The 19,398-nt window shown below is 68.5% G+C and carries 22 protein-coding genes; 10 read left to right on the plus strand and 12 right to left on the minus strand.

The features are described from left to right. Nucleotides 1-100 precede the first annotated feature (100 nt). The 3 genes from tatC to tatA form a co-directional block, all read right to left on the minus strand. Nucleotides 101-1,012 (minus strand): twin-arginine translocase subunit TatC, encoded by a 912-nt coding sequence (gene tatC / locus AC07YH_RS17365; protein ID WP_494748209.1) that lies wholly within the window; start codon nucleotides 1,010-1,012, stop codon nucleotides 101-103. After that, a complete protein-coding gene (gene tatB / locus AC07YH_RS17370; protein WP_494748210.1) occupies nucleotides 1,009-1,623 on the minus strand; it encodes a Sec-independent protein translocase protein TatB in 615 nt (204 codons plus the stop codon). The genes tatC and tatB overlap by 4 nt, the downstream gene beginning before the upstream one ends. Nucleotides 1,624-1,709: 86 nt before the next feature. After that, the gene (gene tatA, locus AC07YH_RS17375; RefSeq protein WP_099579690.1) at nucleotides 1,710-1,934 is read right to left on the minus strand and encodes a twin-arginine translocase TatA/TatE family subunit; all 225 of its coding nucleotides are present in this window, start codon (nucleotides 1,932-1,934) and stop codon (nucleotides 1,710-1,712) included. 282 nt (nucleotides 1,935-2,216) lie between these two features. On the opposite strand from tatA, the gene AC07YH_RS17380 reads away from it, so the two are divergent. After that, nucleotides 2,217-2,534, plus strand: coding sequence for a hypothetical protein (locus tag AC07YH_RS17380; RefSeq protein WP_494748211.1), 318 nt, complete (start codon nucleotides 2,217-2,219; stop codon nucleotides 2,532-2,534). 7 nt (nucleotides 2,535-2,541) lie between these two features. Here the strand turns inward: AC07YH_RS17380 and scpB are convergent, their stop codons facing one another. The 5 genes from scpB to AC07YH_RS17405 all read right to left on the minus strand — a co-directional run bounded on the left by scpB (nucleotide 2,542) and on the right by AC07YH_RS17405 (nucleotide 7,245). Further along, nucleotides 2,542-3,213 carry an SMC-Scp complex subunit ScpB gene (gene scpB, locus AC07YH_RS17385; protein ID WP_494748212.1) on the minus strand — a complete coding sequence of 224 codons (672 nt, stop codon included), beginning with the start codon at nucleotides 3,211-3,213 and terminating at the stop codon, nucleotides 2,542-2,544. Continuing rightward, the gene (locus AC07YH_RS17390) at nucleotides 3,210-4,034 is read right to left on the minus strand and encodes a segregation and condensation protein A (RefSeq protein WP_494748213.1); all 825 of its coding nucleotides are present in this window, start codon (nucleotides 4,032-4,034) and stop codon (nucleotides 3,210-3,212) included. Before AC07YH_RS17390 ends, scpB begins: the two co-directional genes overlap by 4 nt. Beyond that, nucleotides 4,031-5,071 carry a beta-N-acetylhexosaminidase gene (gene nagZ, locus AC07YH_RS17395; protein ID WP_494748214.1) on the minus strand — a complete coding sequence of 347 codons (1,041 nt, stop codon included), beginning with the start codon at nucleotides 5,069-5,071 and terminating at the stop codon, nucleotides 4,031-4,033. The genes AC07YH_RS17390 and nagZ overlap by 4 nt, the downstream gene beginning before the upstream one ends. Next, a complete protein-coding gene (gene ftsN, locus AC07YH_RS17400; RefSeq protein WP_494748215.1) occupies nucleotides 5,068-5,880 on the minus strand; it encodes a cell division protein FtsN in 813 nt (270 codons plus the stop codon). The genes nagZ and ftsN overlap by 4 nt, the downstream gene beginning before the upstream one ends. Before the next feature lie 180 nt (nucleotides 5,881-6,060). Further along, entirely contained in the window at nucleotides 6,061-7,245 is a 1,185-nt protein-coding gene (locus tag AC07YH_RS17405) for a deoxyguanosinetriphosphate triphosphohydrolase (protein WP_494748216.1), read from the minus strand. An 88-nt stretch (nucleotides 7,246-7,333) separates the two neighbouring features. Between AC07YH_RS17405 and erpA the strand changes: the two genes are divergently transcribed. Beyond that, complete coding sequence (erpA, locus tag AC07YH_RS17410; RefSeq protein ID WP_494748217.1) at nucleotides 7,334-7,666, plus strand: iron-sulfur cluster insertion protein ErpA; 333 nt, start codon at nucleotides 7,334-7,336, stop codon at nucleotides 7,664-7,666. Between the two features lie 5 nt (nucleotides 7,667-7,671). On the opposite strand, the gene AC07YH_RS17415 is transcribed toward erpA, so the two are convergent. Continuing rightward, entirely contained in the window at nucleotides 7,672-8,046 is a 375-nt protein-coding gene (locus AC07YH_RS17415; protein ID WP_494748218.1) for a hypothetical protein, read from the minus strand. Here AC07YH_RS17415 and xth point away from each other — a divergent pair. The 4 genes from xth (at nucleotide 8,046) to AC07YH_RS17435 (ending at nucleotide 12,484) form a co-directional block, all read left to right on the plus strand. Beyond that, nucleotides 8,046-8,834 (plus strand): exodeoxyribonuclease III, encoded by a 789-nt coding sequence (gene xth / locus AC07YH_RS17420; RefSeq protein ID WP_494748219.1) that lies wholly within the window; start codon nucleotides 8,046-8,048, stop codon nucleotides 8,832-8,834. The two genes, AC07YH_RS17415 and xth, sit on opposite strands and share 1 nt — an antisense overlap. Nucleotides 8,835-8,897: 63 nt before the next feature. Beyond that, nucleotides 8,898-9,413: a hypothetical protein gene (locus AC07YH_RS17425; RefSeq protein ID WP_494748220.1), complete on the plus strand. Its 516-nt coding sequence runs from the start codon at nucleotides 8,898-8,900 to the stop codon at nucleotides 9,411-9,413. Between the two features lie 44 nt (nucleotides 9,414-9,457). Then, a complete protein-coding gene (locus tag AC07YH_RS17430; RefSeq protein ID WP_494748221.1) occupies nucleotides 9,458-10,402 on the plus strand; it encodes a hypothetical protein in 945 nt (314 codons plus the stop codon). A gap of 114 nt (nucleotides 10,403-10,516) precedes the next feature. Then, a complete protein-coding gene (locus AC07YH_RS17435; protein ID WP_494748222.1) occupies nucleotides 10,517-12,484 on the plus strand; it encodes a potassium transporter Kup in 1,968 nt (655 codons plus the stop codon). Nucleotides 12,485-12,493: 9 nt separating this feature from the next. Here AC07YH_RS17435 and AC07YH_RS17440 read toward each other — a convergent pair whose 3' ends face one another. Continuing rightward, a complete protein-coding gene (locus AC07YH_RS17440) occupies nucleotides 12,494-13,291 on the minus strand; it encodes an SDR family NAD(P)-dependent oxidoreductase (protein WP_494748223.1) in 798 nt (265 codons plus the stop codon). Nucleotides 13,292-13,417: 126 nt separating this feature from the next. On the opposite strand from AC07YH_RS17440, the gene AC07YH_RS17445 reads away from it, so the two are divergent. Further along, entirely contained in the window at nucleotides 13,418-14,344 is a 927-nt protein-coding gene (locus AC07YH_RS17445) for a GlxA family transcriptional regulator (RefSeq protein WP_494748224.1), read from the plus strand. Here the strand turns inward: AC07YH_RS17445 and AC07YH_RS17450 are convergent. After that, complete coding sequence (locus tag AC07YH_RS17450; RefSeq protein ID WP_494748225.1) at nucleotides 14,341-15,186, minus strand: NmrA family NAD(P)-binding protein; 846 nt, start codon at nucleotides 15,184-15,186, stop codon at nucleotides 14,341-14,343. The genes AC07YH_RS17445 and AC07YH_RS17450 overlap by 4 nt on opposite strands. A gap of 100 nt (nucleotides 15,187-15,286) precedes the next feature. On the opposite strand from AC07YH_RS17450, the gene AC07YH_RS17455 reads away from it, so the two are divergent. Next, the gene (locus AC07YH_RS17455) at nucleotides 15,287-16,198 is read left to right on the plus strand and encodes a LysR family transcriptional regulator (RefSeq protein WP_494748226.1); all 912 of its coding nucleotides are present in this window, start codon (nucleotides 15,287-15,289) and stop codon (nucleotides 16,196-16,198) included. On the opposite strand, the gene AC07YH_RS17460 is transcribed toward AC07YH_RS17455, so the two are convergent. Next, a complete protein-coding gene (locus AC07YH_RS17460) occupies nucleotides 16,195-17,112 on the minus strand; it encodes a Gfo/Idh/MocA family protein (protein ID WP_494748227.1) in 918 nt (305 codons plus the stop codon). The two genes, AC07YH_RS17455 and AC07YH_RS17460, sit on opposite strands and share 4 nt — an antisense overlap. Nucleotides 17,113-17,227: 115 nt before the next feature. On the opposite strand from AC07YH_RS17460, the gene AC07YH_RS17465 reads away from it, so the two are divergent. Together AC07YH_RS17465 and kdsA are read left to right on the plus strand one after the other, a co-directional pair. Beyond that, on the plus strand, nucleotides 17,228-18,253 hold the full coding sequence (locus AC07YH_RS17465; RefSeq protein WP_494748228.1) for an NADP-dependent oxidoreductase: 1,026 nt from the start codon (nucleotides 17,228-17,230) through the stop codon (nucleotides 18,251-18,253). A 53-nt stretch (nucleotides 18,254-18,306) separates the two neighbouring features. Further along, the gene (gene kdsA / locus AC07YH_RS17470) at nucleotides 18,307-19,158 is read left to right on the plus strand and encodes a 3-deoxy-8-phosphooctulonate synthase (protein WP_494748229.1); all 852 of its coding nucleotides are present in this window, start codon (nucleotides 18,307-18,309) and stop codon (nucleotides 19,156-19,158) included. The last annotated feature ends 240 nt before the right edge of the window (nucleotides 19,159-19,398 follow it).

The raw sequence follows: 19,398 nt of genomic DNA on the forward strand, positions 1-19,398 counted from the left end.
GTTGGGGTGGGGTGAATACGGCGGCTGCCGCCGGACGCTGCGGCCATCTCAGCAGGTCACCCCCATCCCGACCTTCCCCCATCAAGGGGGAAGGAGAAGATCAGGTGGCCACGATGTCCTTGCCGGCTTCCTCGTCGTCGTCCTTCTTGCGGCGGCGCTCGATCAGCCACACGCACCAGATCGAGATCTCGTAGAGCAGGCACAGCGGCACCGCGAGGGTGATCTGGCTGATGGGATCCGGCGGGGTGACCACGGCGGCGACCACGAAGACGGCGACGATGGCGTAGCGACGGCCCGTGCGCAGCATCTGCGAGCTGACCAGACCCGCCAGGCCGCCCAGCGACAGCACCACCGGCAGCTGAAAGCTGAGGCCGAAGGCCAGCAGCAGGGTCGTGACCAGGGTCAGGTACTCCGAGACCTTGGTCTGCAGCACCACCTTCACGCCGTCGCCGACGATCTGCTGGCTCAGCGAGAACCACAGAACGAACGGCAGCATCACGTAATAGACCAGCGACGCGCCCAGCAGGAACAGCACCGGCGAAGCGATCAGGAACGGCAGGAACGCGTTGCGCTCCTTCTTGTACAGACCCGGCGCGACGAAGCGGTACAGCTGCCAGGCGATGATCGGGAAGGCAAGGACGATAGCCGCGAACGCCGACAGCTTGATGTTGGTGAAGAACTGCTCCAGCGGCGCTGTGGCCTGCAGGGTGATGTCCTTCAGCGCGCCCACCGGCACTTTCTTGACGCCGATCAGCGCCAGCACCAGGTCGAACGAGCCATGGTGGGCGCCGCCCGCGTCCTGAATGGCCTTCAGGCCCTCGGCCACGGTGAACGGGCGCACCAGGAACAGGAAGATCGGCTTCACGAAGGCGAAGCAGACGCCGAACGCGACGGCGATGGCGCCGACACAGATGATCAGGCGCGTGCGCAGCTCGATCAGGTGGTCGAGGAGCGGGGCGCGCGAGGACTCGATCTCGTCCTCGGGTTCGTATCCGATGGCCTTGTCGTTCACGAGACGATGTCCGAAGCGGTGGAGCCGCCGGCCTTGGCCGCGCGCTTACGCGGCGCGCGGGCGGCCTTGGGGGCCTCGACCGTGATGTCTTTCTTGGCGGCGGCGCGCTTGCGCGGAGCCCCCGTTGCTTTCTTTGGCGCCGTCTCGACCGGAGCCGGTTCGGCGACCGCGACGGCCTTCTTGCGCGGGGCGCGCTTGGGCTTCTCGACGATCTCGACGCTCGGCGCGGGGACCGAATTGTCGGTGCTCAGGGCCGGATTGTGGATCTCGGCCCCGGCATAGGGGTGCATCTGGGTCGCGCCGCTGGACAGCGAGGCGTCGATGTCGGCGAAGACCTGATCGACATGGGCGCTGCCCGCGTCGGTCGCGGCCTGGACAGGATTGCTGAACTGGCCCGAGCGCATGGCCTGCACTTCGCGGCGCAGCTCGTCCAGCTCCGACTGGCGGGCCATCTCGTCGAAGCTGGCGCGGAATTCCGAGGCCATGCCCCGCATCCGGCCCACGAATTGGCCGAGCTTGCGCAGCAGTGCGGGCAAATCCTTGGGACCAACCACGATCAAAGCGACGGCGGCGATGACAAGGAGTTCTGTGCCGCCGATATCAGGAAGCATGGACGCGCCTTAGAACGGCGGAGCCAGGAGCTCCCCGTGATTGGACAGACGCGCGCGAAGAACCCCTCCCCGCGCGCTTCAGGGTCTTACGACTTGCGGAGCTCTTCGGCTTCCTGCTCGGTGCGCGGCAGGGCGCCCTTGGACTTGTTGTCGGCGACTTCGCTGCTGGTGTCGTCCTTCAGGCCGTCCTTGAACGCGCGAATGCCCTTGGCCGCGTCGCCCATGATGCCCGACAGCTTGCCGCGGCCGCCGAACAGCAGCAGCACCACGACGGCGACGATGATCCAGTGGATCGGACCGAGACTTCCCATAACCGAGACTCCTTGCGACAGCGCCAGATAGCCGCTGAGACGCGTCGTTACAACATGCCGAAGACTATAGGCCCTCAAGGAGCCGGGGGCCATCGTCCACCCTAGGGACGCGAGGCCACAGGCGCCTAGCGCAGCTTGTGGGCAAGTTCTGCTCGGCGGAGTTGACCGACCGGTTCCGCTTCGCTCGCACCCAGGCCCGCTAAGGATTTGTAAAGCCTAGCTTCCTGCGGTTGGCGCGCGCCTTGCACATAGTGTCGCACCCTCAGGTGCGAGAGCGCGTCCATGTCCATTTCGTCGATCGGTTCGTCCAGCTACGCCGGCGCCTATAGCGGGATCACCGCCAGCACGTCGTCGCCTCCCGGCGTCGGCGAAATGTCGGCCAAGGACGAATTCCTGAAGTTCCAGGCCATGACGCCCGCCGAAAAGATGCGGGCCATGATGCTGGCGAAGCTGGGCGTGACCGAGGAGCAGCTCAAGGCGATGAGCCCCGAGGAGCGCGCCAAGATCGAGCAGAAGATGAAGGACATGATCAAGCAGCAGGTCCAGAACGATCCGGACAAGAAGGATCAGAAGGGTCTCGTCGCCGACATCATGGCGTAAGGCCGCCCTAGCTTTCCGCCTTCTCAGGCTCGCCCAGGAAGTCCTGGGCGAATTCCGGCTGTTCGCCGTCGTCCAGCTCCAGCGGATCCTCGTCGTCATTCCGGATGCCCAGCGGGTCGGGTACGCTGAAGCCCGGCGGCAGGTTCATTTCCAGCAGGCCCGCGGCCTTCATCTCGGCGATGCCCGGCAGGTCCGACAGCGTGGCCAGGCCGTAGTGCTCCAGGAACGCGTCCGTCGTCCCGAACGTCACCGGCCGGCCCGGCGTGCGCCGACGGCCGCGCATGCGGATCAGGCCCAGCTCCAGCAGGACGTCCAGCGTGCCCCGGCTGGCCTGCACGCCGCGCACCGCCTCGATCTCGGCCCGGGTGACGGGCTGGTGATAGGCGACGATGGCCAGGGTTTCCTGGGCGGCCTTGGACAGGCGGCGCGGCTCCTCGCGCTCCTCGGTCATCAGGAACGCCAGGTCGGTCGCGGTCTGGAAGCGCCAGCGGTCGGCGACGCAGACCAACTCGATCCCCCTGCCCTCATAGCGCGCCTGCAGGCCCGCCAGGCCGGCGGCGATATCCGCGCCCTCCGGCAGGCGCTTGGCCAGGTCGACGTCGCTGAGCGGCTCGGCCGCCGCGAACAGCAGCGCCTCGATGCAGCGTTCGACGAAGAGAGGTTCCAGCGGGGCGGTCATTCGCTGACCTCTAGCGGCTCCGCCCTGGTCCGCAAGTAGATGTCCTGGAAGTGCTCCATCTGGCGGGCCTCCAGGATGCCCTCCTTCACCAGCTCCAGCGAGGCCGATAGGGTCGAGGCCAGGTAGGAGGCGGGCGTGGGGCCGTCGTCGTCCTCCAGCGCCTTCTCGATCGGGGCGACGGTGGAGAGCACGGTCCAGTCGTCCATCTTCGGCAGCAGGCTGCGCAGGCGGTCGCGGGCGTCTTCCAGCGGATAGGCGGTCGGCGGACGCGGCGCGTAGTGGCGGCTGTGCTCGCGCTTGCGCTGGGTGATGTAGGCGCTCATCAGGCCGTAGAGGTCGCCCTCCAGCCGGGTCGAGGAGACGATCTTCACCGCGTCCGGGTCGCCGCGCATGAAGACGTCGCGGCCCAGGATCGGCCGCTCTTTCAGGGCCTCGACAGCCTTGCGCATGACATCAAGCTTGGCCAGGCGGAAGGCCAGCTGCGCGGCCATCTCCTCGGCGGGCGGCTCCTCGGCCTTGGCGCGTTCGGGCTTGGGCAGCAGCAGGCGAGACTTCAGATAGGCCAGCCAGGCGGCCATGACGAGATAGTCGGCCGCCAGCGAGAAGCGCACGCGGCGGGCCTGCTGGACGAAGGCCAGATATTGCTCGGCCAGCTTGGTGATCGACAGCTGCAGCAGGTCGACCTTCTGGCTGCGCGCCAAGGCGAGCAGCACGTGCAGCGGACCTTCATAGCCGTCGATGTCGATGACCAGCGCCGCGCCGTCTTCAGCCGCTTCATCGGCGGCGGCAAAGTCGAAGGTGGGCTGGAAGCCCGTGCTCAAGCGTACTTGCCGTCGAACGCCGCGTCGAAACGGGCCCGGGCCTCGGCCACGTCGAAGGGTTCTGGAACCTTGACCAGGCGGCCCATGACGGCCTGGGCGCGGCGGCGGGCTTCCTTGCCCAGCTTGCCGACGCCGGACATCACGGCCTTCATCTCGGCCATGTCGCCGTTGCAGTGCAGGACGACGTCGCAGCCGGCCGACAAGCTGTCCTTGGCGCGCTGCTTGAAGTCGCCGCTCAGCGCCTTCATCGACAGGTCGTCGCTCATCAGAAGTCCGTCGAAGCCGATGGATTCGCGGATGATCTTCTTGATGGCCTTCTTCGACGTCGTGGCCGGACGGTTGCGATCGATGGCCGTGTAGACGACGTGGGCGGTCATCGCCATCGGCATGTCGGACAGCACGCGGAACGGCGCGAAGTCGCGCGCGTCCAGCTCGGCCAGCTTGGCCTTCACGACCGGCAGCTCCAGGTGGCTGTCGGACATGGCGCGGCCGTGGCCGGGGATGTGCTTGATGATCGGCAGCACACCGCCGGCCAGCAGGCCCTCGGCGGCCGCGCGGCCCAGGGTCGCCACCTGCTCGGGCGTGTCGCCATAGGCGCGGTCGCCGATGATCTCGTGGCCCTTGGGATCGGGCACGTCCAACACCGGCACGCAGTCGACATTGACGCCGATCGAGCGCAGGTCGTGGGCGATCAGGCGCGAGCCCAGGCGGGTGATCTCGCGGGCGACCAGCGGATCGTTGGCGACCAGGGCGCCATAGGCCCGGCCCGGCGGATAGGTCCGCCAGTGCGGCGGCTGCAGGCGGGCGACACGGCCGCCCTCCTGGTCGATCAGGATCGGGGCGTCGTCACGGCCGACCGTGGCGCGCAGGGCGGCGGTCAGGGCGCGAACCTGCTCGGGATCGGCGATGTTGCGCTTGAACAGGATGAAGCCCCACGGCTTCACGTCCTTGAAGAAGGCGACCTCTTCGGCCGTCAGTGTGGTCCCGGCGCAGCCGAGGATGGCGGCGGAAGAGGAAGCGCCCATCAGCAGGCTCATTTGACGAAGCAGGACTTGCCCGAGGCCGAGATCGCCTCGCAGAAGGCCTTGGCCGCTTCACGCGAAGCAAAGCCCGTCACCGAGGTGCGGTAGAGCGTCGTGCCGTTCTTGTCGATCGCTTCGACCTTCTTGCCCTTGCCGGCGGCGAGGCCCGGCGCCAGGCGGGTGGCGTCGGCCCAGGCCTTGTCGGCCAGGGCGGGCGAGGACAGCGCGCCGATCTGCACGACGGCCGGACCGGAGGCCGTGGCGACGGGCTTGGGCGCGGCGGCGGCCGGCGCCGGCGTCGCGGCGGCGACCTGCACCGGCTTGGCGGCCGGCTTCTGGGTGGCGGCGGTGGCCAGGGATTCGATGGTCGGGGCCGGCTTGGCGGCGACCGGAGCGGTCGGGGCCGGGGTCGTCGGCGCGGGCTTGGCGGCCGGGATGGCGGCGGTCTGCACCGGCGCGGTGTTCAGCGGCACGGCCGGACGGGCTTGCGGCGCCTCGGGCGGCGCGGCGAAGGTCGCCGACGGCTGCGGGTCCTCGTTGTGATAGATTTGCAGGCCCGCGGCCGGGTCCTGCGGCTGGCTGCCGGCCGGCGGCGGGGTCTTCATCTGGGCCACTTCGGTCCCGACGGCCTGCGGCGGATCGTTCGGATTCCGCACGCCGCCGCGATAGACCAGGATCACGCCCACGACGAGCGTGACCAGCACCACCGCGCTGATGATCAGGGTCATGGGCAGCGGGCGCGCGCCCCGCACGGGCTGACGCGCATCGAACGACAACGGCGCGTCGGTGGGCGGCGTATAGGCCCCGCGGTGCGGATCGGACATCTCAGATAGGCTCCAGGTACGCTTGGGCGCCGAACAGGGGCGCACAGGTCGAACGCATCGAATCAGACGCGCGCGACCCTAGGTTACCCAACGGCGGCCCGTCCAAGAAGCGCCCGCCCCGTTCAGGTGGCAGACGATCGGCCGCTCGCGTCCCCGGTCTGAGTCTATCGGCCTTACGGCCTAGTTCCAGACGTCGAGGTGGAACAGCTTACGGTGTTCTTCTATCGCGAAGCGGTCGGTCATGCCTGCGATGTAATCGCACACCACGCGGGCGCGGCCGGCTTCGTCGCGGTTCTGCGACTTGGCGAACCAGACGGTCGGCAGGACCTCCGGCTCCTTCAGGAATAGAACGAACATTTCGCCCAGAATACGGCGAGCCTGGCTGCGGGTGCGGTTGACGCGCCAGTGACGGTACATCCGCTCGTGCAGGAAGGCGCGCAGGCGGGCCAGGTCCTCGGCCATGTCCGGCGAGAAGGCGACCAGAGCGTGGTCCAGGGCGCGGACGTCGTCGGCCGAGCCGACGCCGGTGGCCGCGGCGCGCTGCAGGGTCTCGCCCATCACGTCGTCGATCATCGCGCCGATCATCCGGCGGATGGCCTCCAGGTGGGTCAGGCGCGGCTCCAGATCGGGGCGCTCGCTCTTCACGGCCGCCAGGATCGGGCCGATCAGCGGCACGTCGATCAGCTCGTCCAGGGTGAACAGACCCGCGGTGACGCCATCGTCGACGTCGTGGTTGTTGTAGGCGATGTCGTCGGCCAGGGCCGCGACCTGCGCCTCGGCCGACGCCCAGGTGTTCAGGCCCAGGTCGTATTCGGCGTCGTACTTCTGGATCGCCTTCCAGGACGGCTTGCCCAGCTTGTTGGTCACCGGGCCGTTGTGCTTGATGATCCCTTCCAGGGTCTCCCAGGTCAGGTTCAGACCCAGGAAGTCCGGATAGCGGTGCTCCAGCTCGGTCACGACCCGGAAGGTCTGGACGTTGTGGTCGAAGCCGCCGAACTCCCTCATCTGCAGCTCAAGCTCGTCCTCGCCGGCATGGCCGAACGGCGGGTGGCCGATGTCGTGACCCAGCGCGATGGTCTCGGCCAGGTCGCTGTCGAGGCCCAGCGCGGTGGCCAGCGAGCGGGCCACCTGCGCCACTTCCAGCGAGTGGGTCAGGCGCGTGCGGAAGTTGTCGCCCTCGTGGGCCACGAAGACCTGGGTCTTTTCCTTCAGACGGCGAAAGGCCGAGGTGTGGATGATGCGGTCGCGATCACGCGCGAACGGCGTGCGCGTACGGCTCTCGTCCTCGTTGAACCGACGGCCCCGCGACTTGAACGGATCTTCGGCGTAAGGCGCGCGCGGGACGAAGTACGGGGTCGAGGTCATGAACCGCCTTTATCGCGTTGGACGATTTGACCCCTTCCTTAGAGGCCATGTCACCCTCATATAGGCTCAAGGTGACTTTTCCACAGCCATGACCCAAGTAGACTTAACGCTTTCCGAAAACGCCGCGCGTCGGATCAAGGCCATCGGCGAGACCGAGGGCCGCCCGCTCATGCTGCGCGTCGCCGTCGATGGCGGCGGCTGCTCCGGCTTCCAGTACCGCTTCGACCTGGTCGACGCCGTCGAGGACGACGACCTGAAGGTCGAGCGTGACGACGCCGTGGCCCTGGTCGACGTCGTCTCGATGGCCCTGCTGAAGGGTTCGGAGATCGACTTCGTCGACGAACTGGCCGGCGCGGAGTTCCGGGTCCGCAACCCCAACGCCAAGTCCAGCTGCGGCTGCGGCGTGAGTTTCTCGATCTAGTTCCGCTAGGCGGGCACGAACTGCAGCAGGGTCAGCGTCAGCGCGCCCCAGGCCAGGGGCGCGGCCATCGCGGCCCAGGCCAGTTGCGTCTGGCCCTTGCGCCACAGGATCCAGCCGGCCAGCGGGGCCAGCAGGCACACGACCCAGAACAGCGCCGCGAACGCGAAGCCCAGCCAGGCGATCGGGTTCAGCATGTTGCCCGCCCGGTCGAAGACCAGCGGCGTGAAGATGGCCAGGATCGCGCCGATGGCGGCGAACAGCAGGCATGCGCCGGTGGCCAGCACCATCAACGCCAGCTGTCTCCGATCGATAGGCTTCCTAGCTGACTTGAGCGCGACCTTCATGGGCTCTAGCCTCCCGCCGCAGTCTGGAGCCGTCAATGCGTATCGCCACATGGAACGTCAATTCGATCAACGCTCGCCTGGAAGGCGTGTTGGCGTGGTTCGAATCGGAAGCCCCGGACGTCGCGGTGCTGCAGGAAATCAAATGCGTCGATGAGAAGTTCCCGACCGAGGCCTTCGAGCGGCTGGGCTACAACGTCGTCGTCCACGGCCAGAAGACCTATAACGGCGTCGCCCTGCTCTCGAAGTTCCCGCTGGAAGACGTCCGCAAGGGCCTGCCGTTCCTGTCCGAGGACGAGGTCGACGAGCAGTCGCGCTATGTCGAGGCGGTGATCGGCGCGCCGGTCCCGTTCCGCGTGGTCGGCATCTACCTGCCCAATGGCAATCCGATCGGCACAGAGAAGTTCGACTACAAGCTCGCCTGGATGCGCCGGCTGCACGCCCACGCCCAAGGCCTGCTGGCCTTCGAGGAGCCCTTGGTCATCCTGGGCGACTACAACGTCATCCCCGAGGCCGAGGACGTGGCCAATCCCGAAGCCTGGCTGGGCGACGCCCTCTATCAGCCCGAAAGCCGAGGCGCGTTCCGGGCGCTGAAGAACCTGGGCTTCACCGACGCCTACATGCAGGTCGACGGCGCGCCGGGCGGCTACACGTTCTGGGACTACCAGGCCGGCGCCTGGCCCCGGAACCTGGGCATCCGCATCGACCACCTGCTGTGCTCGCCGCAAGCCGTCGATCGCCTGGAGACCGTGGTCATCCACCGCGACGAACGCGACAAGGAAAAGCCCTCGGACCACGTGCCGGTCGTCGGCCACTTCCGCGACTAGGATTCCACTCGACACACCTCCGGTTTAGCAGCAAGTGTGTGAACACTCACTTCGGAGGTTCGCATGCTTGTCGCCGCCGTTATGATCCTGGCCCTGGCCGCGCCCGCCAAGACCCCTGCCCCACCCCTGTCGGCCCTGGTCTCCCCGGTGGAAGCCACCCGCTACGCCTTGACCCAGGGCTGTCTGGCCGCCGCGCGCAAGCGAGTGAAGCTGGCCGATGTCCCCAACCCCTTCATCGTTCAGGTCGACAAGGCCCACGGCCTCTACATGATGAACGGCGCCGGCCAGGTCGTGCTGTCCGACAGTCCGCCCTATGTCGGCTGCTATCTCCGCGTCGGCCAAGGCAAGGCCGAGGACCTGCGCCGCATGAGCCTGGACCTGCTGGCCGCCGAGGGCCCGCTACGTCCGTTCCAGGACAGCGGTCGAGCCGCGCGCAATAGCCCAATGCGCCAGGAGGGGCATTGCGTGACCGTGGCCGGGCGGACGATGGTGGCGTTGCTGTCCACCTCGGACGAGGCAGGCCGCCCGCCGCTGCAGCTTTCGCTGATCGAGGCCAAGGACATGTGCCCGGCGAAATAGCCCCTCTGTCGGGGAATCAGAACTGCCGCTAGCCTGCCCGGACTATGAGCGAGCTTGCGCGTCTTTTGCTGTTCGTGGCCATCGCCGGCTCGGCGGTGACGTTCCTGGGCAGCCTGGCCATCTGGTACGGCGACGAGGACCGGCGCCTGCGCCGGGCTCTGCGCCATGTGCTGAAAAGCGACCCGGAAGGGTTCGTCGTGGCGCGCGGGCGGGGCCGGGGCGCGGGCTTCTCGTTCTCGACCAACCTGCTGGCCGTGGCCTGGGATCGCGGCGCGTGGTGCCTGATCTATCGGCTGGAGGAGCTGATGGGCGCCGAGCTGCTGGTCGACGGCCAGGTGATGGGCCGCGTGTTCCGGGGTGAGGGCCGCCGGGCCATCGACCACGTCGCGCCCCAGGCCCAGTCGGTCACCCTGCGCCTGATCTTCGACGACCCGCGCCATCCCGACTTCGCCCTGGAGCTCTGGTCGCCCGGCGACGAGCAGCGCCGCGAAAGCCGTTCCCCCGGCGAACTGATGCAGGAAGCCAACCGCTGGCTGGCCCGCTGCGAGGCCATCGTCCGCCGCCCGCTGCCGCCGCGCCCGACCAAGCCAGAGCCCAAGCCGGAAGCCGCGCCGGTCGTGGCCGCCCGTCCCGCGCCGCCGCCGCCGGAAGTGTTTGACGACGAAGAGGACGACGACGACTTCCACGCGCCGCCCCCGCCCCTGCCCGACACTCCGCCGCCGCTGGCCCGGCGCTCGTCGTTCGACGACGCCCCGCGCGCCGCCCCGGCTCGCCCGATCTCGCGCCCGACGACGCCTCCGCACGCCGCGCCGGCTGCCACTCCCAGGCCCGCGGCCGAACCCGACATGTTCGACGACCCGCCGTGGGACAACGAGATGGACGACGAGCCCTACGCGCCGCCCCCGGCCCCGACCTACAAGCCCGTCTCCAAGGCTCGCCGCGAAACGCCGACCGACCAGGACGAGCTACCGTTCGATCTGGACGACTGATCACGCTTCCGGGAACGGGAACGTCGGTCCGTCGTTTTCGATTGCTGCGACGCAGCGACGGGCGTAAAGCGCCGCCGCCGACCGCTCGTCGGCGCATCGGAGCCTCGAGCTTACATGGCGGGTAAAGAACCCCTCGCCGAAACCGCCTCCAGCACCCCCACAACTCAATCTTCCCACCACAGCCATGGCGCGTCGCGCTTCTGGCCGCTGGCGCTGGGCAGCGTGGGCGTCGTGTTCGGCGACATCGGCACCAGCCCCCTCTACGCCTTCCGCGACGCGCTGGCCGAAGCCGCGCGCGACGGCCTGGTGCGCGCCGAGATCATGGGCGTGCTGTCCCTGGCCCTGTGGGCGCTGATCCTGGTCGTGACGATCAAGTACGTCCTGTTCCTGATGCGCGCCTCCAACAAGGGCGAAGGCGGGGTGCTGTCGCTGATGGCCCTGGCCCAGCAGGGCGCCAAGGGCCGAACGGGCCTGATCTTCGCCCTCGGCGCCATCGGGGCTGCGCTGTTCTACGGCGACGGCGTCATCACGCCGGCGGTGTCGGTGCTGTCGGCGGTCGAGGGCCTGAAGTCGGTGCCCGGCTTCTCGCACTGGTTCGGCACGCAAGAGGTGATCGTCACCGCCCTGGTGATCCTGACCGCGCTCTTCTCGTTCCAGGCCAAGGGCACGGCCAAGATGGCCGGCGTGTTCGGCCCGGTCATGGTCTGCTGGTTCCTGTGCCTGGGCGCGATGGGCGTCTGGCACATCAAGGACGATCCCAGCGTGCTGGCGGCGATCTCGCCGACCTACGCCATCTATTTCCTGATGCACCACGGCCTGACCGGCTTTCTCGTGATGGGCGCGGTGTTCCTGACGGTGACCGGGGCCGAGGCCCTGACCGCGGACATGGGCCACTTCGGCCGCGGCCCGATCCAGATGTCGTGGTTCGGCCTGGCCCTGCCCATGCTGACCCTGAACTATTTCGGCCAGGCGGCCCTGGCGTCCAAGGCCCTGGCCGCCGCGACGGCCGCCGGGACCGCCCTGCCCAACGCCGACTGGTTCTTCCTGATGGCGCCGCACCAGTGGCGGCTCGGGCTGGTGCTGTTCTCGGGGCTGGCCACCGTCATCGCCAGCCAGGCGGTGATCACCGGCGCCTTCTCCCTGACCCAGCAGGCGATCCAGCTGGGCCTCTTGCCCCGCATGGACATCAAGATCACCTCGACCACCGAGGCTGGCCAGATCTATGTCGCGCCGATCAACTGGATGCTGTTCGTCGGCGTCGTGCTGGTGGTGCTGTCGTTCCGCTCGTCCTCGGCCCTGGCGCACGCCTACGGCATCTCGGTGACCGGCACGATGGTGGTGACCACCCTGCTGGCCTACATCGTCGTGCGCCACGTCTGGAAGTGGAGCCTGTGGGCGGCGCTGGCCCTGATCGTGCCGCTGTTCGCCCTGGACCTGACCTTCTTCACCGCCAACCTTTTGAAGGTGCTGACCGGCGGCTGGGCGCCGCTGGCCCTGGGCGCGGGCCTGTGCCTGCTGATGTCGATCTTCGTGACCGCCACCGAGCGCCTGCGCACCAAGCTGAACAAGGACGGCCTGCCGTTCGCCGACTTCCGCGAAATGATCGCCCGCCGCCCGGCCGCCTCGACGCCCGGCACGGCGGTCTATCTGACCTCGGACCCGGACACGACGCCGCCGGCCCTGATGCACAGCCTCAAGCACTTCAAGGTGCTGCACGAGCGCAACGTGCTGCTGAAGGTGGTCAACGAGACCACCCCCTACGTCCCCGCCGAGCATCGGATCGAGACCCAGGTGCTGGACGAGCGCTTCTGGCTGGTCACCCTGCGCTACGGCTACATGGAAAGCCCGAACATCCCGCAGGCGCTGGCGGTGTGCCGCAAGCAGGGCCTGAAGTTCGACATCATGAGCACGTCGTTCTTCGTCAGCCGCCGCACGATCGTGCCGTCGGTGGCGGCCGACGCCCTGCCCGCCTGGAAGCGCAAGCTGTTCACTTTCCTGACGCGCAACGCGGCCGACCCGACCACCTTCTTCCACCTGCCGCCGGGACGGGTGGTGGAACTGGGCGCCCAGGTCAGCCTGTAGCGCCCGCCCCTAGGCCGGCACGCCGTAGCGCGCGGCCGGCCAGTTGTGGGACAGGTTCGGGGTCAGCACGCCGCGCGCGGCCTCGAACGCGGTCCAGTCGGCCTGTTCCGGCAGGGCCGGGATGGTGGCGAACTCGCCCTGGTCGAGACCGGCGAGAGCCGCATCGACCATGGCGGTGGCCGGCATGACCCACTCGGTCGGCAGCTGGTGGATATCGACGCCGGCCGTTCCCCAGAAGTCGGTCGCCGTCGCGCCGGGCATCACCGCCTGGACGCGTACGCCCTTGTCGGCCAGCTCGTGCTTCAGGCTCTGGCTGAAGGCCAGGACATAGGCCTTGGTGCCCCCGTAGACGCCGTTGAGGATTTCCGGCGCCACCGCCACGATCGAGGCGATGTTGATGATCGTGCCGCCGCCGCGCGCCACGAAGCCCGGCAGGACCGCATAGGTCAGGCGGGTCAGCGACTCGACGTTCAGCGTGATCATCGCGCTCATCGCATCGACATCGGCCTGCAGGGCGGGCGTGGCCGAACCGACGCCGGCGTTGTTGACCAGCGTCGTGATGCGCGTGTCCGTCTTCAGCACCTGCTCGACCTTGGCCATGCCGGCCCGGTCGCCGAGGTCGGCGACGACCACCTCGACCTTGCGGCCCGTCTCGCCGGTGATCTTGGCCGCCAGGGCCTTGAGGCGGTCCCCGCTGCGGGCCACCAGGATCAGGTCGTGGCCACGCTTGGCCAGGCGGTCGGCATAAACCGCGCCAATGCCCGACGACGCGCCGGTGATCAGCGCGAAACCCTTGTCTTCGCTCATCTTATCTCTCGCTACCCAAGTCTTCAGGGCCTTGCTGGCCCGATGGCGAGAGGAATAGGCGCGGTTGCTTGCGTCTCAAATGTCGTTTATACCACCTTTTAAGACACGCAATTTCGGACATCCGTCATGCACCGCATCGGCTTCGTGGTTTCCTCCGACTTCCAGTTGATGAGCGTCGCGGCCCTGCCCGTGTTCGAGTTCGCCAACCTGACCACGCCCGCCCCGTTCTATGACGTCCAGGTGCTGTCCGAGACCGGCGGGCCGGTGCGGAGTTCCTTGGGGCTGGTCATGGAGACCGAGGCGCTGGACGGCGGGACCTGGGACACGGTGATCTTCGGCGGCGACCTGGATGGCTCGGACGTCTCCGAGAGCATGGTCGCGGCCGCGCGACGCGCCGCCGGCGCGGCCCGGCGGACGGCCTCGATCTGCACCGGGGCCTTCGTCCTGGCCCAGGCGGGCCTGCTGGACGACCGTTCGGTCACCACCCACTGGGCCCAGGCTCGCGAACTGGCGGCGCGCTATCCGACCATCAAGCTCGACTCCGACCGCATTTTCACCGTCGATGGCCCGATCTGGACCTCGGCCGGGGCCAGCGCCGGCATCGACCTGGCCCTCGGGATGGTCGAGAACGACCTTGGCCCCGAGATCGCCCGCCTGGTGGCCCGCAAGCTGGTGATCCACCACCGCCGGGCCGGCGGCCAGTCGCAGCACTCGGTGCTGCTGGAGATGGACGCCAAGTCCGACCGCATCCAGACCGCCCTCGACTACGCCCGCAACAACCTGACCGCCGAGCTGTCGGTGGAGGACCTGGCCGAGGCCGCCCACCTGTCGCCCCGCCAGTTCAGCCGCGCCTTCCGCGCCGAGACCGGCCAGTCGCCGGCCAAGGCCGTGGAGAACCTGCGCGTCGAGGCCGCGCGGCTGATGATGGAACAGACCCGCCACCCGATCGAGGTCATCGCCGACCAGACGGGCTTTGCCGACCGCGAGCGGATGCGGCGGGCCTTCATCCGCGCCTACGGCCAGCCGCCGCAGGCGATCCGCCGCAGCGCCTAGACCAGGGCGCGGAGCACCGCGTCCAGGCCGGTCATGCCAGCGCGGGGCGTCCCTTCGAAGGTCAGCCAGCCTTCGTTGAAGCCGTCCAGCATCTGGATGCGCGGCAGCGGATCGGCCATGCCCTGATCGCGGAACAGCCCGCCCCACGTCTCGCGCGGCACGATCTGAGCCTCGACCGGACGCTCCAGCACCCGCGCGAAGGCGGCGGCGAGGTCGTTAGGACTGACTGGCGCAGGGCCTTCCAGTTCCACGATCCGCTTGCCGGTCCAGGTCTCACGCAGCAGACCGGCGGCGGTGTCGCCGACGTCCTTGGAGGCCACCATCGGGATCGCGCGGTCCAGGGGGGCCAGGAAGCTGCGCAGCACGCCTTCATCGCGCGCGGCGGGGACGTCCCACATCGCGTTGTCCATGAACCAGGCCGGCCGCAAGATCGTCAGCGGCAGGGCGAGGTCCGTGATCGCCGCCTCCATCAGGGTGTGCTGGCTCAGCAGGTTCGGCTGACCGGCCTGGGCGCCGACCGTGGAGAGCCAGAGGACCTTGCCGGGCTGAGCGGCCTCCAGCGCCTGACGCACGGCGGCGACGGTCGCCCGCGCTTCCGGGAAGCCCGGCTGAGGATCGAACACCGGCGGCGGCACGATGAAGACGCCCTCGGCGCCGGCGAACGCCTTGGTTAGCGCCTCGGCGTCGTCCATGGCCGCCAGGGCGATCTCGCAACCCCGCTCGGCCCAGGCCGCGCCCTTGGCGGCGTCGCGGACGACGCCCCGCACCGGCAGGCCGGCCTCCAGAAGACGGCGGGCGGCGGCCCCGCCCACCCGACCAGTGATCCCTGTGACGACATACATGGCGCGCTCCCTTGTTCGATGACGCGCCGAGATATCTACGCTCACGACCTCATTGCCTTAATCGCCATTGAGTCACATCATTGATGACTGGAAATCACGGATGGCGCCTATGGGCTTCGACGGACGGCTGGTGGCCAATATCGGCGTGCTGGCGGCGATCGTGGAGTGCGGCAGCTTCGCCCGCGCCGCCGACGCCCTGGGCCTGACCCCGTCGGGCGTCAGCCGCGCCCTGGCCCGGCTGGAGCAGCGGATCGGCGTGCGCCTGCTGGAACGCACCACCCGCTCCCTCTCGCTGACCGACGAGGGCCGCCGGCTCTATGCCGAGATCGGGCCGCTGCTGAACGGCATCGAGGACGTGGTGGCCGGAACCGCCGGCGCGGCCGCCGCCGTGCGGGGGCGCCTGCGGGTCAATGTCGACGCCTTCTTCTCGCGCCTGTTGCTGGCCCCGCATCTGGCGAGCTTCCTCGACCGCTATCCGGAGATCAGCCTGGAGCTGGTCGCCCGCGACCAGTTGGGCGATCTGATCGGCGACGGCTTCGACCTGGCCATCCGCTTCGGCGATCCGCCGGCCTCGTCGCTGGTGTCGCGGAAGCTCCTGGAGACCCGCACCGCCACCCTCGCCTCCCCCGCCTATCTGGACCGCGCCGGCCACCCGACGCATCCGAGCGAGCTATCGGCCCACGCCTGCATCCAGATGCGCAACGCCCAGACCGGCGAGCCCCTGGCCTGGACCTTCCGGCGCGGCGAAGAGACCCTGACCGTCCCCACCACCGGTCGCCTGGCCGTCAACGAGGTCGGCGCCCTGATGGGCGCGTGCCTGTCGGGCGTCGGCATCGCGCGGGTCAAGGTGATCGGCGTGCAGGACCTGATCGACCGCGGCGAGCTGGTCGATCTCTTCCCCGACTGGACCGGCGAGACCTTCCCGCTTTACGCCCTCTACCCGTCCCGTCACCTGCCGGCGGCCAAGACCCGGGCGTTCGTCGACTTCGTGGCGGAGGTGGTGAGAGCCTAGCCCTCGACCGCCTGCTCGACCGCCAGCGCCAGGTCCAGCGCCCGCGAAGCTTCCTCGCCGGTCACCACCGGACGCGGCGCTTCACCACGCACGGCCTTCAGGAAGCCGGCGACCGACAGGCCCAGCGGGTCCTTGCCGGCCGGGGTCTCGGTGAAGTTCTCGATCAGCGGGAACGGGGTGGTGTTGCGGAAGGTGCGCGCCAGGAAGTCGATCTCGACCTCGCCCGAGGGGTAGACGACCTTCATGGTCCGCTCGCGGGCCTCGGCGACGCGGGAGCTGTCGAACACGGCGATGAAGCCGTTCTCGAACATCGCCTCGACCTTGACCCAATCCAGCGACGACGAGCGGGTGATCGCGCCCTCGCCGTCCACCGTCATCGGCTGGGCCTCGCATAGGGCCAGGGCCAGGTCGATGTCATGGATCATCAGGTCCAGCACAACCGAGACGTCGAGATTACGATCTGACGGCGTGCCCCGGCGTACGGCTTCCAGGCGCAGCGGCTGCTCGGGGATGTCCAGCAGGCCCATGGCCTGGAACACCACGCGCTCCTGGTGCCCGCAGGCCAGCGGCACGCCGGCCTTGGCGGCGGCGGCAACCAGGCGGTCGGCGTCTTCCGGCGTCACGGCAAGGGGTTTTTCGGAATAGACCGGCTTGCCCGCCTTCAGCGCCTTCAGCGCCGCTTCGGCATGGTGGACGGCGGGCGTGGCGACCGTGACCACGTCGACGGCGGCCAGGAAGGCGTCCATGTCGTCGAAGCCTTCCGCGCCCAGCGGTTCGGCCAAAGCTTTGGCGCGCGACAGGTCGATGTCGAACACGCCGACCAGGGTCACGCCCTCCAGCTCGGCGTACTTCTTGGCGTGGTAGCCGCCGAACACTCCGGCGCCGACGACGCCCGCTTTCAGAGTCTGGGTCATGGCGGCTGTCTACTCCGCTTCGGTGACGCATAGAAGCACTGGAGCCTTGCGTAAGGGCGCGCTAAACATCCGTTTAAATTAGCAACGCTCATCAAGAGCCGCCGGAGGAAAGCCCATGACCACCTCGCGTGAGATCCGCCTGAAGAGCCGTCCTGTGGGCGTGCCGCAGGTTTCCGACTTCGACCTGGCCACGGTCGAGCTGGCCGCACCGGGCGATGGCGAGGTCCAGGTCAAGAACCTGTGGATGTCGGTCGATCCCTATATGCGCGGCCGCATGTACGATCGTCCCAGCTATGTGCCGCCATTCCAGATCGGCCAGGCCCTGCAGGGCGGCGCGATCGGCGAGGTGATCGCCTCCAACGACCCCGACTTCAAGCGGGGCGACATCGTCAACTCGATGTTCGGCTGGCGCGAGGCGTTCAACGCCCACCCCAAGTCTCTGGCCGCCGCCGGCATGGGCGCGATCACCAAGGTCGATACGCAAGGCGTCCCGCCCCAGGCCTTCCTGGGCGTGGCCGGCATGCCGGGCCTGACCGCCTATGTCGGCCTGCTGCGCGTCGCGGCGCTGAAGGACGGCGACGTGGTGTTCGTCTCGGCCGCCGCCGGCGCCGTGGGCTCGATCGTCTGCCAGATCGCCAAGCTGAAGGGCCACACCGTCATCGGCTCGGCGGGCGGGCCTGAAAAGGTCGCGTTCCTGAAGTCGATCGGCGTCGACCACGTCATCGACTACAAGGCCACGCCCGACGTGGTCGCCGAGCTGGCCAAGGTCGCCCCCAAGGGCATCGACGTCTATTTCGAGAACGTCGGCGGCATCCACCTGGAAGCGGCCATCAACTCGGCCCGTCCGTTCGCCCGCTTCGCCCTGTGCGGGATGATCTCGCAATATAACGAGACTGGTAAGGCCGAGGGTCCGTCCAACATCATCCTGGCCGTGGGCAAGAGCCTGCGCCTGGAGGGCTTCATCGTCTCCAACCACTACGACCTCTATCCGCAGTTCGCCAAGGACATCGGCGCGTGGATCAAGGAGGGAAAGATCACCTGGAAGGAGACCGTCGAGGACGGCGTCGAGCGCGCCCCCGACGCCTTCATCAAGCTGTTCTCGGGCGAGAACATGGGCAAGATGCTGGTGAAGCTGGGCTAGTTCTCGCCATCGCCTGGGGGTAGATGACGCTCGTCTACCCCCAGGAGAATCCCATGCCCGTCGCCCACCTCAAGCGCTGGAACATCTCGATCGGCGACGGCCAGCCGCTGGCGGTGATCGCCGGCCTGAACGTGCTGGAGAACCTGGACCTGGCGCTGGAAGTCGGGACCGAGCTGAAGGCCATCTGCGCCGACCTCGGCCTGCCCTATGTCTTCAAGGCCAGCTTCGACAAGGCCAACCGCTCGTCGATCAAGAGCTATCGCGGCCCGGGCCTGGCCGAAGGCCTGAAGATGCTGGCCGAGGTCAAGCGCCAGCTGAACGTGCCGATCTGCACCGACCTGCACGAGGTCGAGCAGGCCGAGCCTGTCGCCGCCGTCGCCGACCTCGTCCAGGTGCCCGCCTTCCTGGTGCGCCAGACCGACCTGATCGTCGCCACCGCCAAGGCCACGGCCGCCCAGCAAGGGATCATGCACGCCAAGAAGGCGCAGTTCATCGCGCCCTGGGACTGCAAGAACATCATCAGCAAGGCCCGCGAGGCCGCGCCGGACCTGGAGATCGTGCTGTGCGAGCGCGGCGCTTCGTTCGGCTACAACAACTTGGTGGTCGACATGCTGGGCATCGCCGAGATGCAGGCCCTGGGCGTGCCGGTGTCGATCGACGCCACCCACGCCGTGCAGCTGCCCGGCGCCGACCCGCGCACCGGCGGGGCCTCGACCGGCGGCCGTCGCGCCGGCGTGCCGATCATCGCCAAGGCGGCGATCGCCGCCGGGGCGGACGCGATCTTCCTGGAATTCCATCCGGACCCGGACAAGGCCCTGTGCGACGGCCCCAGCTGCCTGCCGCTGGACGGCGCCGCGCCCTTGCTGGCGATTCTTAAGAACCTGCATCAGGCGGTGCGGGCCTAGGCTCGCGGCTCCGTGATCGCGCGTGAGAATTCGGTCCTCGCGGGTCGAAATCACGCGCGACGAGTCGCCGTTCGGTGGCGAAACCAGGCTAAAAAGCGCTCCCGCAGCGCGCGAACGTGATGTGCCGTATAGCTCAGCTCGATGGCCGATTTCGAATGGCATAGCTTTCCAGTAGCGCTTGGAATGCAATTAATTCAGCGCCTTATTGGAATTCCCCAAACTGGCGAGCGTCCGTAACGG

The sequence above is a fragment of the Caulobacter sp. GW456-12-1-14-TSB4 genome (assembly GCF_059424195.1).

Bases quoted from the DNA above. Each gene is read 5' to 3' on its own strand.
- AC07YH_RS17425 (WP_494748220.1), top strand. From the start codon at position 8,898: ATGCTTGTCGCCGCCGTTATGATCCTGGCCCTGGCCGCGCCCGCCAAG.
- AC07YH_RS17440 (WP_494748223.1), bottom strand. From the start codon at position 13,291: ATGAGCGAAGACAAGGGTTTCGCGCTGATCACCGGCGCGTCGTCGGGC.
- scpB (WP_494748212.1), bottom strand. From the start codon at position 3,213: ATGACCGCCCCGCTGGAACCTCTCTTCGTCGAACGCTGCATCGAGGCG.
- erpA (WP_494748217.1), top strand. From the start codon at position 7,334: ATGACCCAAGTAGACTTAACGCTTTCCGAAAACGCCGCGCGTCGGATC.
- ftsN (WP_494748215.1), bottom strand. From the start codon at position 5,880: ATGTCCGATCCGCACCGCGGGGCCTATACGCCGCCCACCGACGCGCCG.
- tatB (WP_494748210.1), bottom strand. From the start codon at position 1,623: ATGCTTCCTGATATCGGCGGCACAGAACTCCTTGTCATCGCCGCCGTC.
- nagZ (WP_494748214.1), bottom strand. From the start codon at position 5,071: ATGAGCCTGCTGATGGGCGCTTCCTCTTCCGCCGCCATCCTCGGCTGC.
- AC07YH_RS17435 (WP_494748222.1), top strand. From the start codon at position 10,517: ATGGCGGGTAAAGAACCCCTCGCCGAAACCGCCTCCAGCACCCCCACA.
- AC07YH_RS17430 (WP_494748221.1), top strand. From the start codon at position 9,458: ATGAGCGAGCTTGCGCGTCTTTTGCTGTTCGTGGCCATCGCCGGCTCG.
- tatA (WP_099579690.1), bottom strand. From the start codon at position 1,934: ATGGGAAGTCTCGGTCCGATCCACTGGATCATCGTCGCCGTCGTGGTG.
- AC07YH_RS17460 (WP_494748227.1), bottom strand. From the start codon at position 17,112: ATGACCCAGACTCTGAAAGCGGGCGTCGTCGGCGCCGGAGTGTTCGGC.
- xth (WP_494748219.1), top strand. From the start codon at position 8,046: ATGCGTATCGCCACATGGAACGTCAATTCGATCAACGCTCGCCTGGAA.
- kdsA (WP_494748229.1), top strand. From the start codon at position 18,307: ATGCCCGTCGCCCACCTCAAGCGCTGGAACATCTCGATCGGCGACGGC.
- AC07YH_RS17455 (WP_494748226.1), top strand. From the start codon at position 15,287: ATGGCGCCTATGGGCTTCGACGGACGGCTGGTGGCCAATATCGGCGTG.
- AC07YH_RS17380 (WP_494748211.1), top strand. From the start codon at position 2,217: ATGTCCATTTCGTCGATCGGTTCGTCCAGCTACGCCGGCGCCTATAGC.
- AC07YH_RS17405 (WP_494748216.1), bottom strand. From the start codon at position 7,245: ATGACCTCGACCCCGTACTTCGTCCCGCGCGCGCCTTACGCCGAAGAT.
- AC07YH_RS17465 (WP_494748228.1), top strand. From the start codon at position 17,228: ATGACCACCTCGCGTGAGATCCGCCTGAAGAGCCGTCCTGTGGGCGTG.
- AC07YH_RS17450 (WP_494748225.1), bottom strand. From the start codon at position 15,186: ATGTATGTCGTCACAGGGATCACTGGTCGGGTGGGCGGGGCCGCCGCC.
- AC07YH_RS17445 (WP_494748224.1), top strand. From the start codon at position 13,418: ATGCACCGCATCGGCTTCGTGGTTTCCTCCGACTTCCAGTTGATGAGC.